Source organism: Rhodococcus sp. AW25M09 (assembly GCF_000333955.1).
GTDB lineage: Bacteria > Actinomycetota > Actinomycetes > Mycobacteriales > Mycobacteriaceae > Rhodococcoides.
Genome location: NZ_CAPS01000005.1, coordinates 14,081 through 27,599, shown reverse-complemented (window position 1 = coordinate 27,599; position 13,519 = coordinate 14,081). Strand labels below are relative to the sequence as shown.

The 13,519-nt window shown below is 64.1% G+C and carries 11 protein-coding genes; 5 read left to right on the top strand and 6 right to left on the bottom strand.

The features are described from left to right. Positions 1-49: 49 nt before the first annotated feature. Entirely contained in the window at positions 50-955 is a 906-nt protein-coding gene (locus RHODMAR_RS00560) for an SDR family NAD(P)-dependent oxidoreductase (RefSeq protein ID WP_008710104.1), read from the bottom strand. Between the two features lie 52 nt (positions 956-1,007). Between RHODMAR_RS00560 and RHODMAR_RS00555 the strand changes: the two genes are divergently transcribed. Both RHODMAR_RS00555 and RHODMAR_RS00550 read left to right on the top strand, forming a co-directional pair. Next, a complete protein-coding gene (locus tag RHODMAR_RS00555) occupies positions 1,008-1,565 on the top strand; it encodes a TetR/AcrR family transcriptional regulator (RefSeq protein WP_008710102.1) in 558 nt (185 codons plus the stop codon). 39 nt (positions 1,566-1,604) lie between these two features. After that, on the top strand, positions 1,605-2,309 hold the full coding sequence (locus RHODMAR_RS00550; protein ID WP_008710101.1) for an SOS response-associated peptidase: 705 nt from the start codon (positions 1,605-1,607) through the stop codon (positions 2,307-2,309). A 3-nt stretch (positions 2,310-2,312) separates the two neighbouring features. Here RHODMAR_RS00550 and RHODMAR_RS00545 read toward each other — a convergent pair whose 3' ends face one another. After that, the gene (locus RHODMAR_RS00545; RefSeq protein WP_008710099.1) at positions 2,313-3,506 is read right to left on the bottom strand and encodes a GNAT family N-acetyltransferase; all 1,194 of its coding nucleotides are present in this window, start codon (positions 3,504-3,506) and stop codon (positions 2,313-2,315) included. A 179-nt stretch (positions 3,507-3,685) separates the two neighbouring features. After that, positions 3,686-3,892, bottom strand: coding sequence for a DUF3263 domain-containing protein (locus RHODMAR_RS00540; protein WP_232433530.1), 207 nt, complete (start codon positions 3,890-3,892; stop codon positions 3,686-3,688). 125 nt (positions 3,893-4,017) lie between these two features. On the opposite strand from RHODMAR_RS00540, the gene RHODMAR_RS00535 reads away from it, so the two are divergent. Next, positions 4,018-5,931 (top strand): dipeptidyl-peptidase 5, encoded by a 1,914-nt coding sequence (locus tag RHODMAR_RS00535; RefSeq protein ID WP_042937379.1) that lies wholly within the window; start codon positions 4,018-4,020, stop codon positions 5,929-5,931. Positions 5,932-5,963: 32 nt separating this feature from the next. On the opposite strand, the gene RHODMAR_RS00530 is transcribed toward RHODMAR_RS00535, so the two are convergent. Together RHODMAR_RS00530 and RHODMAR_RS00525 are read right to left on the bottom strand one after the other, a co-directional pair. Then, positions 5,964-6,230, bottom strand: a complete 267-nt coding sequence (locus RHODMAR_RS00530) for a hypothetical protein (RefSeq protein WP_157225921.1) — start codon at positions 6,228-6,230, stop codon at positions 5,964-5,966. 160 nt (positions 6,231-6,390) lie between these two features. Next, on the bottom strand, positions 6,391-9,474 hold the full coding sequence (locus RHODMAR_RS00525; protein ID WP_008710095.1) for a (Fe-S)-binding protein: 3,084 nt from the start codon (positions 9,472-9,474) through the stop codon (positions 6,391-6,393). A gap of 579 nt (positions 9,475-10,053) precedes the next feature. Between RHODMAR_RS00525 and RHODMAR_RS00520 the strand changes: the two genes are divergently transcribed. After that, entirely contained in the window at positions 10,054-10,746 is a 693-nt protein-coding gene (locus tag RHODMAR_RS00520) for a hypothetical protein (RefSeq protein WP_042937376.1), read from the top strand. Between the two features lie 62 nt (positions 10,747-10,808). Here RHODMAR_RS00520 and RHODMAR_RS00515 read toward each other — a convergent pair whose 3' ends face one another. Beyond that, positions 10,809-12,176 (bottom strand): hypothetical protein, encoded by a 1,368-nt coding sequence (locus tag RHODMAR_RS00515; protein ID WP_008710090.1) that lies wholly within the window; start codon positions 12,174-12,176, stop codon positions 10,809-10,811. 136 nt (positions 12,177-12,312) lie between these two features. Here RHODMAR_RS00515 and RHODMAR_RS00510 point away from each other — a divergent pair, with 136 nt between their 5' ends. Beyond that, positions 12,313-13,500 carry a glycosyltransferase family 4 protein gene (locus RHODMAR_RS00510; RefSeq protein ID WP_232433529.1) on the top strand — a complete coding sequence of 396 codons (1,188 nt, stop codon included), beginning with the start codon at positions 12,313-12,315 and terminating at the stop codon, positions 13,498-13,500. Positions 13,501-13,519 lie beyond the last annotated feature (19 nt).

The following is a 13,519-nucleotide window of genomic DNA, read 5'->3' as shown; positions in this document are numbered from 1 at the left end:
GTTTCCACAAGGTTGTTTCGCGCGGGGTTGTTTCGCCGCGAACGTGCGTTCAACCGTGAGCCGGATCGGGTCGACCGGACCACCACGGTGCGGCGGCGGTCGGATCGAGGCCGACCAGGCTGTTCAGCTCGTCGAACAGCTCGAGTTCTCTCGCTTCGTCGTAGGACTCGTCCGAGGAGGCAGTCCGACGGTCGATCTCGACGTAGTCTCCACGCGGCTCGGTCGCCAGTGCGAGGGTGGCCAAGTTCCGGCCCGACACCTCGGGTGTGGACACTCCGGGCAGCGGTCGCAGGATCGGCATCACCCGTTTCCACGCGAATTGCGCGACGGTCCCACGATTCCTCGCGAGCTCGGTCCCCGGCATCATTCCGGGATCGAAACAGATGGGGACGACAGATTTCGGTGCGCGTCGCGCAAGCTCGTGGGTGTGGTGAAGCAACGCGAGTTTGCTCGTGGAGTATGCGACGCCACCGCCGATCCCGCGGGTCGTGGCCAATTGCCCAGCCGATGCCCAGTGCGGCGCGGGCACCATGGCGTACGAGCGTCGAAATTGTCCGTAGTGCGTGCCGGATCCGACGTGCACGACTGTCGTCTCGTGCGCGTGCGGCGACAGCATTCCCAGAAGCAGATGTGGCGCAAGCACATTGACGGCGAACGTCAGCTCGTATCCGTCCGAACTTCGCGCCGAGGTGTCCACCGTCTGAACCCCGGCAGCCAATACGACTGCCTGTAGTGGCCCGCTGATCTGCTCGGCCGCGGCGCGTACCGAGTCCAGGCTCGACTGGTCGCAGACGACGTACGTCTGGCCGGGAATCGCGCTTTCGAGTTCGGCCAGCCGTCGGTTCGACCGCGCGGTGAGTACGAGGGGGTGACGTTCGGCCAGGCGCAATGCTGCCTGCATACCGAGGCCAGAGGTTGCTCCGGTGATCAGAATCGGTCTGTCAGTTGCTGTCATTATGTCACACTATGACATAATCGCAAGCAGTGTCGAGAGGTGGTGTACTTGAATGGTGTCTGCGCCCGCCTCCCGACGTCAGCTCCGCACGCGAGATCGGCTGGCGTCCGCGGCAATGCGACTTTTCGCGGAGCAGGGCTACGACAACACCACCGTTGCGCAAATCGCAGATGGGGCCGACCTGTCCGCCCGCTCGTTCTTTCGCTACTTCGCAGACAAAGATGCGGTGCTGTTCTCCGGGGAAACTGCATTGCTCGATGCTGTGGCGCGGGTCGTCGAGGATCACGCCGACGATCTCGGGTCGCTGATGCACGATGCGCTGAACGCCGCTGCGGACGCGCTCGACCTCGACCGCGACGGCTTCGTGGTGCGTCACCGTGTCATTGCTGCGAGCGACCGACTCAGAGGGCGTGAACAGGTGATCCAGCTCGACATGCAGGCGGCGTTGTCTGCTGGGCTCGTCGCTGCCGGTGTCGATCGCAACGAAGCCTCGCTGACGGCGCGAATGACGATGGCCCTGTGGAACGAGGCATGCGAACGGTGGGTTACCTCGGGAATGCGTCTGGGCGATCACCTCGACGCCGTCCTGGCGGAGTTCCGCAACCTGTAGTCGTAGTGGTTGTCGGAGGTGGATGGAACAATCTGTCCTATGTGCGGACGGTATGCCAGTACCCGGAGTGACAGTGACCTGCAGGCGGTGTTCGACATCGCCGAGACCGTGGGCGAGGAGGTGCCGCCGTCGTACAACGTGGCCCCGACGCAGACCGTGCGTACGGTGCTCGAACGTGCGCCGAAAGACGAACCGGAGTCTGCCGCCGTGCGGCAACTGCGGTCGGTGCGCTGGGGTCTGATCCCCTCGTGGGCGAAGGACGCGAAAATCGGTTCCCGACTGATCAATGCCAGGTCGGAGACCATCACCGAGAAGCCGTCGTTCAAGAAGGCCGCAAGCCGTCGACGCTGCATCGTGCCCGCCGACGGGTACTACGAGTGGGAGAAGCGCGACGGTGCCAAGGTGCCGTACTTCCTGCATCTGGACGACGTGGTGGCCATGGCCGGTCTGTACGAGCTGTGGCGTGACCCCGCCAAGGCCGACGACGATGATGATCGTTGGATATGGTCGGTCACCGTGCTCACCGCACCGGCCGCCGATGCGCTCGGCCACATTCACGATCGCTCGCCGGTGGTGCTCCCGCCGGATCTGCGCGCGAGCTGGCTCGATCCGACGGTGACCGACCTCGGCGACGTGCAGGAGATGTTGGCCTCGGTTCCCGAACCGCGGCTCGAGCCCTACGAAGTGAGCACCGCGGTGAACAGCGTGAAGAACAACAGTCCCGAACTGCTGCTGCCGGTGTAGCGCTCAGAACGATATTCCGGCGTAGGGGGATCGGTCGGTTCGGAAGAGTCGGTTCGCGGCACACAGCGCAGCAGGTCGATTCACTACGACAGAACCGGCTCCGGCGATGCGCTGCCAGCTGAAGCCGCCGAGGAACGCCGCCGCGAGGGTCGACACGTCGACCTCCAGGTCCGCTGCCGCGTCGGTTCTTTCGACCCGATGAGTGCCCGAGTCGTTCTTACCCGCGGAATCCTCGGACGAGATCCGGTAGCAACCGGTGTTGTGGGGCAGCACAGCGTCGTTGACCCTGATCACGACGGTGCCGTCGCCCTCGTACGTCCGCGCCGCTAACGCTGCCTCGACGTTTACCAGCCGCAGCCATGTCTCGTCGCTTTCGCCCACTGCCCGATATGCCCGTCGATCCTCGAACATCAACGGGAGTGAGGTGTCGATCGGTAACGTTGACAACACGATTCGGTCCACGAGATCGAGTGTGAGCAGGAAACGGATCAGGCCCGCTTCTGCTTCCGGAGTCGGAGCGAAGAAGTCGTCGACCACTACCGTACGAGGCCCGCTGCCGAACCAGCTTCCGGTATCGATCGGCCGGTATCGAACGAATCCGGTCTCGGCGCCGATCGGGCCGTACAGGCCCACGTAAGCCGGGTCGGTCCGAGCGACGCTGCGGAGTTCGAGCTCTGCCCACCAGCCTGCGGGCCGGTCGATCGTTCCGGGCCGATCCGGTCGATTGTCTTCGGAGATCCTTTTCAGAATTTCCCAGCACTCGGACGGCCGGGCCAACCGAACCTGATCCCCGACCGGCACCGATTGTCGGAGCTGCGCCCGCCGGGTGTCGACCTCGGCCGAGACGGATGAACTTGCGACTCCGTACCCGAAGCGTTCGTAGATGGTCGCCTCGGAGGCCCGTAGCGTTGCGAGGATTTCGCCGCGGCTGTCGATGTCGTCGAGTTGATGCCGCATCAGCGAGGTCACCACACCTTTGCGCGTGTGGGTCGGCAGGACGCCGACGCCGGTGACCGCGGCATGGGGCACGATCGCGCCGCCGGTAACGGTCAACGAGCTCGTTGCCGAAGTCGCGGTTCCGACGAGTTGATCGCCGAGGTAGGAGCCGAGCGTCCGGCCGGGCTCTACCACCGCGGCGATGTCCTTCGGTTCTATCCGAGCAGCCAGCGGAAGACCGACCATCGAGGTCAAAAACACGTTGTTGGCCTCGACCAGTCGATCGTCGCCGTGAACTACCTCGACGCGCGCAGGTGTGTTTCGGGCCGAGCGTCGCTACCGTCAGTGCTGTTCACGACTGGACTCTCGCATCGAATCGAGCGCCGAGGCAAGCGATATTACTGCGACGGGTGCAGCTGTGATCCGTCTCGAAGCCTGCGTCAGCAGGCGAGTCTGACGGTACAGATCTGCTCGATGGCTATGCGGGTTGCCGCTGGCAGTTCGGCCGCGAGGGGTGTGTCGAGAACTCGACGCAGCCGCTGGAAGTACGTAGGCGCGTCGACGCCGAACGCCACGTAGATGTCCTCGTCGCTGCCACCGCCGTACCCCTGCCAGGTGCGGCCGAAGTCCAGAATCTCGTGGTCCATTGATCGGGTAGTGGTCCGGCGCATGGTGTTCCCCCTCGTGGTACTTGACCTCCATCATCCAGGTCGCGATTGAAGGGCCGGTGAACACTGCGTTACGTACACGTCAGTTCACTAGGCTGGAAGCCGTGACTGCTCTCGCATTCGGATCCTGGCCTTCGCCCATCACTGCAGCCGACCTGTCCTCGGCCGGACACCCCGTCGAGGGCGGTCGCTTCGTCGATAGCGAAATCTGGTGGTCGGAATTGCGTCCCACCGAAGAGGGCCGCACAGCGATCTGTCGCTACGTCGACGGAGGCGTGCAGCCGATTCTGCCGGCACCGTTCAATGCCCGGACGCGTGTTCACGAATACGGAGGGGGAGCCTGGACCGCAACCGACAACGGCGACCTGGTGTTCGCCGAATTCTCGGACCAACGCGTCTATCGGCTCACCCCCGGCGGCGCACCCGTCCCGCTGACTCCGAAACCGGCTGTGGCGTCGAGCATCCGGTACGCCGAACTGTCGGTGGTCGGTACCGATGTCATTGCGGTCCGGGAGATGCACGACGCGGGCACGGTGTCTCGTGACATCGTGGCCATCGACCTCGGCGGCGACGGGGTGCGCTCGCTGGTCGCCGGCTCGGATTTCCTTGCGTTCCCGCGACTGTCCCCCGACGGCACCCGCATCGCCTGGATTGCCTGGAACCACCCGCAGATGCCCTGGGACGGAACCGAACTACGTGTCGCCTCCCTCGCCGATCCGAAATCCTGGACGGTGCTGCTCGGCTCCACCGAGGAATCGGTGATGCAGCCGGAATGGATCGACGACGAATCGCTGTACGCCATCAGTGACCGAAGTGGTTGGTGGAACTTGTATTCGGTCCGCATCGACGGTTCGATCACACCGCTGCTGGCGCTCGATGCAGATTTCGGGGCCCCGCTGTGGCGGCTGGGATCGAGTTGGTACGAGGTGTTGAGCGACGGGAAGTTGCTGACCGTGCGGACCGTCGGCACCGACACCCTCGCGGTACTCGATCCGGCGTCGGGGACGCTCGACGACATCGTGCTCGACGGTGTGACGTCGGTAGGTCTCGGTGGGAGTTCGGGATCGACCGTGTTGATCAAGGGCGGCGGAGCGCAGGTGACCAACGGGTTGTTTGCGCTCGACCTCGATTCTCGCGAACTGAACTCCGTACGTTCGGGCTTCGAATCCGTCCCCGACAGCGCGTATCTGCCGCAGGGGCGTCAGGTGACGTTCCAGGGACCGAACCGCGAGGTGCATGCCATCGCCTATGCGCCGTCCAACCCGTCTTACGAAGGACTGGACGGCGAACTCCCGCCGTACGTCGCGTTCGTGCACGGCGGCCCGACGGCGCATGTGGCACCGGCTCTGAACCCGCTGTTCGCGTACTTCACCAGCCGCGGCATCGGCGTCGTCGATGTGAACTACGGGGGTTCGAGCGGATACGGCCGCGAATACCGCAACCGGCTGCGCGGTCAATGGGGCGTCGTCGACGTCGAAGACACCATCGCCGCAGTGCAGGGGCTGGCCGACAACGGCCTCGCCGACCCCGACCGATTGGCGATCGAGGGTGGCTCGGCAGGGGGTTGGACGGTGTTGGCCGCGCTGACGTCCTCCGACGTATTCGCTTGCGGGGCTTCGTATTTCGGTGTCGCCGAGCTGGAACTGTTCGTCGCCGAAACGCACGACTTCGAATCCCGCTACATCGACGGGCTCATCGGACCACTACCCGAGGCCATCGACCTCTACCGGACCCGCGCCCCGGTCAACAACGTCGCCGGGCTTTCGTGCCCGGTGTTGCTGCTGCAAGGCTTGGACGACCCCATCGTTCCGCCCTCGCAGGCCGAACGATTCCGAGACGCCATGGTGCAGAAGGGAATACCGCATGCGTACCTGGCTTACAAGGGCGAGTCGCACGGATTCCGTAAGCTCGAAACGCAGGTGAATGCGCGAGAATCGGAACTGTCCTTCTACGGCCAGGTCATGGGATTCACGCCGCCCGGGATTCCTGAGCTGCAGCTGTGGCGTCCTGCTAGGTGAGTGGGACTTCGTAGCAGGGGTCGAACTTCCGCTCACCTGGGCGGGTGGGCATGCTTCGATTCGAAAAACTCGAGTAGCGCGCTGGGGATAGCGCAGTACTTGCTGTTGCCCTCGGACAATTTGCTACCCGCCTCGAACGCTGCCTTGGACGGGCCGTCGTTCTCGCGGATGAGTGCACAGAGACGCTCGTCGGTGCGGCCGGATTCGCAACACTTCTCGACATGAGCCCGGTCGTCGGGGGACAAGGCCGTCCACCACTCGTCGTAGCGGCGAAAGAGCTTGTCCGCATCGTCGGTCATGCCTGCTCCTACTTCTCGGGTATGCAGTTCGAGTCCGACCCTACTCACGATGTCCGATTCGTCCAGCGTTGCGGGGGCGAACCACACCACCCCTGTCGACGACTGCGCGCCCCCGCTCTGAAGTGAGCGGGGGCGCGCAGTCGGTGAAGAGGGTGTGAGGTTATTTCCGGCGACCGGGAACCTTGGCTCCTGGAGCGAATCCGAGTCCACCGGCCTTCGGCTTGGGCGGAGTCCGATCATCCGAACCGTTGGATGCGGCGTCACCCGCAGTGTCCGAAGCCTCAGCCGTGGGAGCCTCGGTGGCAGGTGCCTCGGCGTCCGGAGTCGGCTCGGCCTTCTCGGCCTTCTCGGGCTCTGCTGTCTCCGGCTCAGCGGCCGGTGTCGCTGCAGGTGCAGCGGCGGGCTTGCCCGGTGCCTTCGCGCCCGGCTTCTTGAATCCGGACTTCACGGCCAGGCCCTTGGGCTGGACGGTCGGCTTGGATTCGCTTGCTGCGGGGGCAGATTCCGTTGGTGCCTCCGCGGTGTTTGCCTCAGCGGTCGAAGCGGCCTCGGCGGGCTTACCCGGTGCTTTCGCGCCCGGCTTCTTGAATCCGGACTTCACGGCCAGGCCCTTGGGTTTGACGGAGGGCGTCGACTCGGCAGCCTCAGGTGCGGCTGTGGCCTCGGGAGCCTCCACTGCAGGTGCCGGTGCAGCAGCCTTTGCGCCGGGTGCCTTGCCCTTCATCTGGAGACCATTGCCTCCGGGTGCCTTGCCGCCGGCCATGCCGAGACCCTTGGGCTTGGCAGTAGGTGCAGCGTCCTCCGTGGGCTCTTCGGCCTTGGTTGCAGATCCGGGTGCCTTCGCTCCTGGTGCCTTGGCGAGACCCTTCATCTTCAGTCCGCCGCCGGCCTTCGGAGCCGGAGCTGCGGGAGCGGTCTTCGCCTCGGCCGGCTCTTCGACGGGTTCGATGCGCTCGGTCTCTTGGACCTCCATCGCCTTTTCGGTCTCGAGCTTCTCCTCCGGAGTGAGCTCGCGCGGGATCACCTTGATGTTCTCGGCCAGTACCGAGGACTCCACCCGGGTGATGGACTCGAGCATCAGCTGCGCGACATCGACGACCTCGACGCCTTCGTGAGCGCCGCCTTCCTGGCGTGCGGTGACACCGTCGGTGAGCATGACGCGGCAGAACGGGCAGCCGGTCGCGATCTTCTTCGGGTTGGTCGCGAGCGCTTCGTCGACCCGGTCGATGTTGATGCGCTTGCCGATGTTCTCTTCCATCCACATGCGTGCGCCACCGGCGCCACAGCACATGGACCGCTCACCGTGGCGCGGCATCTCCTTGAGGTTCGAGCCCGACGCGGCCATGAGTTCACGGGGAGCGTCGTACACCTTGTTGTGACGGCCCAGGTAGCACGGGTCGTGGTACGTGATGTCCTGGCTGACCGAGGCCACCGGGATCAGCTTCTTCTGGCGCACGAGGCGGTTGAGCAACTGCGTGTGGTGGACGACGTCGTAGTCGCCACCGATCTGCGGGTACTCGTTGCCCAGCGCGTTGAAGCAGTGAGCGCACGTAACGACGATCTTGCGCTTGTTCTGCTGCACGCCGTCGAACACATTGTTGATCGTTTCGATGTTCTGCATCGCGAGCTGCTGGAACAGGAACTCGTTGCCCGCGCGGCGAGCGGAGTCGCCGGTGCAGGTCTCGTCCGCACCGAGCACCAGGAACTTCACGCCTGCAGTGGCAAGGAGCTCGGCGACGGCCTTGGTGGTCTTCTTCGCGCGGTCCTCGTAGGCGCCGGCGCAACCGACCCAGAAGAGGTACTCGTAGTCCTGGAACGAATCGGCGTCCTGGCCGAAGACCGGGATGTCGAAGTCCATCTCGTTGATCCAGTTGAGACGGTCCTTCGAGTTCTGGCCCCACGGGTTGCCCTTGTTCTCCAGGTTCTTGAACAGACCTGCGAGCTCGGACGGGAACTCGGACTCGATGAGCACCTGGTAGCGGCGCATGTCGATGATGTGGTCGACGTGCTCGATGTCCACCGGGCACTGCTCGACGCAGGCACCACAGGTGGTGCAGCTCCACAGCACCTCGGGATCGATGATGCCACCCTCGATGGCATCGGCGACGAGCTTGCGATCGGCTTCGTCCCGGGCGGCCTGCGGGATGGCGTCGAGCTTGGCCTGATCGACGTTGCCCTCGGCGTCGACGAGTCCGACCTCGTCGCCTGCCATGTCCTTCTTGCCGCCGGCCAGCAGATACGGCGCCTTGGCCTGGCTGTGGTCGCGCAGCGACATGATCAGCAGTTTGGGGGAGAGTGGCTTACCTGTATTCCACGCGGGGCACTGCGACTGGCAACGGCCACATTCGGTGCAGGTGGTGAAGTCCAGCCAACCCTTCCAGCTGAAGTCCTCGACCTTGCCTGCGCCGAACGCGTCGACGTCCGGGTCGGCCTCTTCCATCACGAGAACCTTGCCATCGGACATCATCGGCTTGGCCGGTCCGAGCGCGACGCTGCCGTCGTCCATGCGCTTGAAGTAGATGTTGGGGAACGCGGTGAAGCGGTGCCACGCGACGCCCCAATTGATGTTCTGGCCCACGTAGTAGAGCCAGATCATGCCGGACATCAGCTTGATGAACGCGAAGATCGACACCATCTCCACGCTGGCCGGGAGCAGTGTGGCCACCCGCATGGTGAAGAAGTCGGTGTAGGGGTTCGCGTCTCCGAACGTGGCGATCTTGCCGGCCTTGACGAAGATCATTCCCAGTCCTTCGACCAGGACGACTGCCTCGACGAAGTACGCCGCGCGGAATCCGGAGCCGCCGAAGCGCGACATACGCTCGGGCTTGCGGGGATGGTTGAGCTGACGGATGACGATCAAGGTGAGGATGCCGATGACGGTTCCGAGACCGAGGATCTCGTCCATCAGGTGATAGACGGCCCAGCTGCCGACGATGGGCCAGTGGAATTCGGGGTTGAACGTCTGGCCGTAGGCCTCGAACCAGAACACTGCTCCGGCCATGAAGCCGATCATCACCAGCCAGTGTGCCCAGCCGACGGTGCGGAACTTGACCATCTTGGTGTGGGCGAGGAACTCGACGACCATCTGCTTGAAGCGAGGCACGATGGGGCGCCAGCGGTCGGGGGCGGGCTGGCCCAGTCGGACGATGTTGAACATCCTCAGTCCGCCACGGATGAAGGAGTACCAACAGACGAGGCTCAGCAGAGCACCGACTGTGCCCAACGTGATCGTCAGCGCGTTCATGGCGCGGCCTTTCGTTCAGGTGGCAGCTGGAGCAGCTACCGCGGGTACGGCCGGTCGAACTATACGACGGCCGATGTTACTCGCTGGTAGCAGTAGTTATCTACTGGCGGGTAACTCAACATCGATCAGAGCAAGCGATGCTGGTGGATGCCGAAATGAGGCCGTCCGACGGGCGGGCTGAACTCGTCGGTAGGTTGTCTCGCAGCTCACGGTAGGCGTATGCCCTCGAGGTGCTGTCGGGAAGGCAGTCCTTACCTGCCCGAAATGCTTCCCGGCAGGGGATCGGTGCCTCTCGAGTGGACGTGTCTGTTCTGTCTCGTATTCACCTGTTCGACCGACATATGCGGCGTGATGATCACGTGTCGTGGCCCTGTGCTCTGCGGTTTTTCGAAATTTCTGTGACTTCTGATAACTAATGGGCGGCGAGACGGTGACGAAAGGACAACGAACGGTCGGATTCATGGGTTACCATTTGCTCGCACCAAAGGTCGCAAAAGCGTCATCGGGGTGACTTTGCGTTTGACGGTTGCCTATCGGTACTGCCAAGCATTCCCTGTACAGAAACGGAACAGACTCCACATGAAACTCAGCAAACTGGTCGTTACGTCGGCCCTCGTCGCAGTTGCGATGGGCTTGGCCAGCGGAACCGCGTACGCACAGTCCCCGACTGAGCAGACGACTCCCGATACCAACTACACCGTCGATCTGGAAGACCGCACGATCGTCACCACGATCGATGCAGGCGTCTTCAAGATCGCCGACGACGGCAAGACGGTCGACGTCCTCGACGCCGCCGACAACACTCTCCTGACGCTCCCGCTGTCGTTCAACCTGGGCGGACTGAACTTCCCGTACGAGCAGAACCTCGACAACGACGGCAAGACCCTGCGTCTGGTCCCGCAGCTCGATCTCACCAAGGCGTCGGCCAACTCACGCAGCATCGGCGCAACGGCTGTCGCCTCGCCCGAGGAGAACTACGCAGCGCAGGAGAACTTTCAGTCGCAGCTCGCGCTTGCCACGGCAATCGGCAGCCTGAGCGGAACGATCGTCGGCGCGGGCGTTGGTTGCCTCATCGGTGGAACTCCGCCGGCGCTGACGGTAGTCGGCATCCCTGTCGCAGTGCTTACTTGCATCGGTGGAGCGCTCGTCGGTGCGCCGATTGGTGCACTCGCGGGCACCATCACGGCCGGCGGCCCGACCCTCGTCGTCGCAGGCATCGACTTGATCAACACGCTGAACGCGGCACCGGGCACCACGGTGTACGCCAAGTAGACCCAACTCGTTCCGAAACGAGGGCTCACGATCTCATCGAGGTCGTGGGCCCTCGTTCGTTGTCAGGCAGCGGGATTGGCCTCAGGGGCAGCTGTGCTCGCGTCCAGTAGGGAGATGGGCATCGAGCACGCGGCGCGAAGTGCCCGCCGGACGACGTCCGCATCGACGAACGTCGAGTGGAAAGACGCGGCGACGCGGATGGAGTCGCGTAGTCGCGCAGTGGTCAGGGTTATGTGTCCGTGGCTTGCGGGGGTCACCATGACGCGATACGAAGCCTTTGCCTCTCCGATGAAGTCGATGTCGTTCAATCGGGCGTGGCGTCCGATATCGGACAGGGCCAGGCGAATGGTGTCGGGTGCGTCGGGCGGCGTGGTCTCGGTAAGGCTCGCTGAGCGCAGTCGGGCGAGCTTCGAGCGCAGCCCGACCATCATCAGGTTCGCGACCGGCTGCCCGCAGTCGATGATTCGCCGCCATTGGCGTGAGAGCAGGACCGTGTCGGTGGTGTCGGGGAGGTCGACGTCGATGCCGGCCGATAGATTGGCCAGGGTGGTCCGATCAGCAGGGAGATACCTGCGCACGTCGAACAGCACCTTGGCGACATCGTCGATGAGCATTCCTTCGTCGCGCAATGCGGCGTCGAGGGCGGCAAAGAACAAGATAGAGATCGACTGGCCGGGGCGGAACTCATCGCGCCACCTCATCAGCTCACGGGTACAGCCGATCGTCGCTGCGTCGGCCACCACTTCGACGGACGACGTCATCGCAATGGAATCCGGCCCAATGGAATCGTGCGCGGCAGGAGCCGTCTGGGTGGGCGAGCTCGCCGGTATGGACACGGTGTCTGCGTTGCCTGCAGTGCGCTCGTTCCGTCGCTCACGCATCGCGGGACCGAGTCGGGAGCGCAGAAGGTGGAGGAGGCGTCGAGGATCGGTTCCCAAGGAGCGCATCGCCGCCACGGTGAGCGGACGAAGAGTGCGAGCGCTCGTCGCCCACTTCGGCACGACGCCGTTGCGTGCGTCGACGTCGGCCAAGGTGTGGGAGAGGTTGATGATCATCTGGCCATCGCCGATGCCGTGATTCATACAGAACAGAACATGCTCTCCGTGCACAGTGATGGAGATCGGTTCGGCGGGGTCGTGGACATCCAACAGCGCAGACATTTCGCGGTCGTAGTCGTCTTCGGTGATCTCCGAACCCTGTCGGACGGCCCGCAGCAGGCGTTCCGGGTCGTATTGCCAGCGACGGGACCTCGAATCCGGAACGAGCCCCAACCGGGCGGCGGGACCGACGCTCATCGTCGTGCGAAGGGCGCGGCGAATGCCGTCCACTCCGCCGTGATCGACTGGGCCGAGGGCGACGACGGTCCAGTTGCCTGCAATCGCGACATCGGTCTCGTGAACCGTGTGGTGCGAGGGAAAGTCCACGTTCATCGCGTAGTCACTTCCGAGAGACGGGATTACTTGTTGTTTACGAGAGGAATATCAACATTATGGTCGTGATGGGCATTTCAGCCAACTCTGAGTACGATCGATTGTACTTAAACCAACTATGAGACAGGATACCGGCGTGGCGCGCGAGTTGAGCGGAGTTGAGGTGCTCGCTGTGTCGCTGTCGACGTCGGTGGGCGGAACCGATCACAGCCTCCGCAATCTGGCGCTTGCGCTGCGCGCGAGGGGCGTGACCGTGACCTTGGGTGCGCCGGGCGGTAGTGCCACCGAGAAGTGGTGGCGCAGCAGTGGCCTCCCGTTTCTTCCGTTGGATTTGCCACAGCGCGTCGGTATCCGTCGACAGGGAGAAATGTCGCTGCACCCGCTCGGCCAGCTGGTCGCTCAAGGACCCAGGAGTGCGCGCACAGTGTCGATCCTGCGCCGTGCGGCCCGCGACTTCGACGTGCTGCATTCCAATCATTTGCTACTCCATCTCGACGCGGTACTCGCGGCCAGGCTCGCGCGGAAGCCGGTGATCGTCGAATTCCACGACATCGTCCCGGCTGGTGCGGGACGCGTTTTGCTTGCTGCGATAGCGATGACAGCGACTCGCACGGTGGCGGTCAGCAGCGCGGCAGCACAGCAGTTGCCGGCTCGTGCCGCGCGTCGAGCGAGCGTGGTTCACCAAGGAATCGATACCACGGCGTTCGCGCCCGGTGCCGGTGATCCGAACCTGAGATCCAGCATGACCGCGGATCCCGACGCACCGTTGATCGCGGCGGTCGGACGCATCGACCGCGAGAAGAACCTCGATGTGTTGATCGACGCCGTGGCCCGCGTACGCCGGTCCGGAGTCGACGCGCATCTCGCCATAGTGGGCGCGCCCAGCGAGGATGACGGGGGTTACCTCGCCGAGTTGCAGACGGCGGCCGCCCGGTTGTTGCCCGGTGCGTATCGATTCCTGGGCCGCACCGACATGGTGGCGTCAACACTGCGCGCCGTGGACGTGCTGGCCTGCCCGTCGCAGGACGAGCCCTTCGGGCTCATTGCACTAGAGGCCCAGGCCTGCGCGGTGCCGGTCGTGGCGAGTGACACCGGAGGCTTGGTCGATTTTGTCACCGACGAGTGGACCGGTCTGGTTGCGCGCACCGGTGACGCAGACTCGTTGGCCGCGCAACTGCGCAGGATGGTCACCGATCGGGACTTGGCCCGCGGTCTGGCCCTGACCGCGCGAGAACAAGCCGCCGGCCGGTTCGATTCCGAACATCGCGCGCAGCGATTCGTCGACATCTACAGTTCAGCAATCGGGGACAAGCGCAGCACTTGAATCGAAGCAGTCGGTTTCG

What these genes read in the sequence shown, in the direction of transcription:
- RHODMAR_RS00540 (WP_232433530.1), bottom strand. Translation starts at nt 3,892, where the DNA reads ATGGACCACGAGATTCTGGACTTCGGCCGCACCTGGCAGGGGTACGGC.
- RHODMAR_RS00525 (WP_008710095.1), bottom strand. Translation starts at nt 9,474, where the DNA reads ATGAACGCGCTGACGATCACGTTGGGCACAGTCGGTGCTCTGCTGAGC.
- RHODMAR_RS00550 (WP_008710101.1), top strand. Translation starts at nt 1,605, where the DNA reads ATGTGCGGACGGTATGCCAGTACCCGGAGTGACAGTGACCTGCAGGCG.
- RHODMAR_RS00520 (WP_042937376.1), top strand. Translation starts at nt 10,054, where the DNA reads ATGAAACTCAGCAAACTGGTCGTTACGTCGGCCCTCGTCGCAGTTGCG.
- RHODMAR_RS00560 (WP_008710104.1), bottom strand. Translation starts at nt 955, where the DNA reads ATGACAGCAACTGACAGACCGATTCTGATCACCGGAGCAACCTCTGGC.
- RHODMAR_RS00530 (WP_157225921.1), bottom strand. Translation starts at nt 6,230, where the DNA reads ATGACCGACGATGCGGACAAGCTCTTTCGCCGCTACGACGAGTGGTGG.
- RHODMAR_RS00515 (WP_008710090.1), bottom strand. Translation starts at nt 12,176, where the DNA reads ATGAACGTGGACTTTCCCTCGCACCACACGGTTCACGAGACCGATGTC.
- RHODMAR_RS00555 (WP_008710102.1), top strand. Translation starts at nt 1,008, where the DNA reads ATGGTGTCTGCGCCCGCCTCCCGACGTCAGCTCCGCACGCGAGATCGG.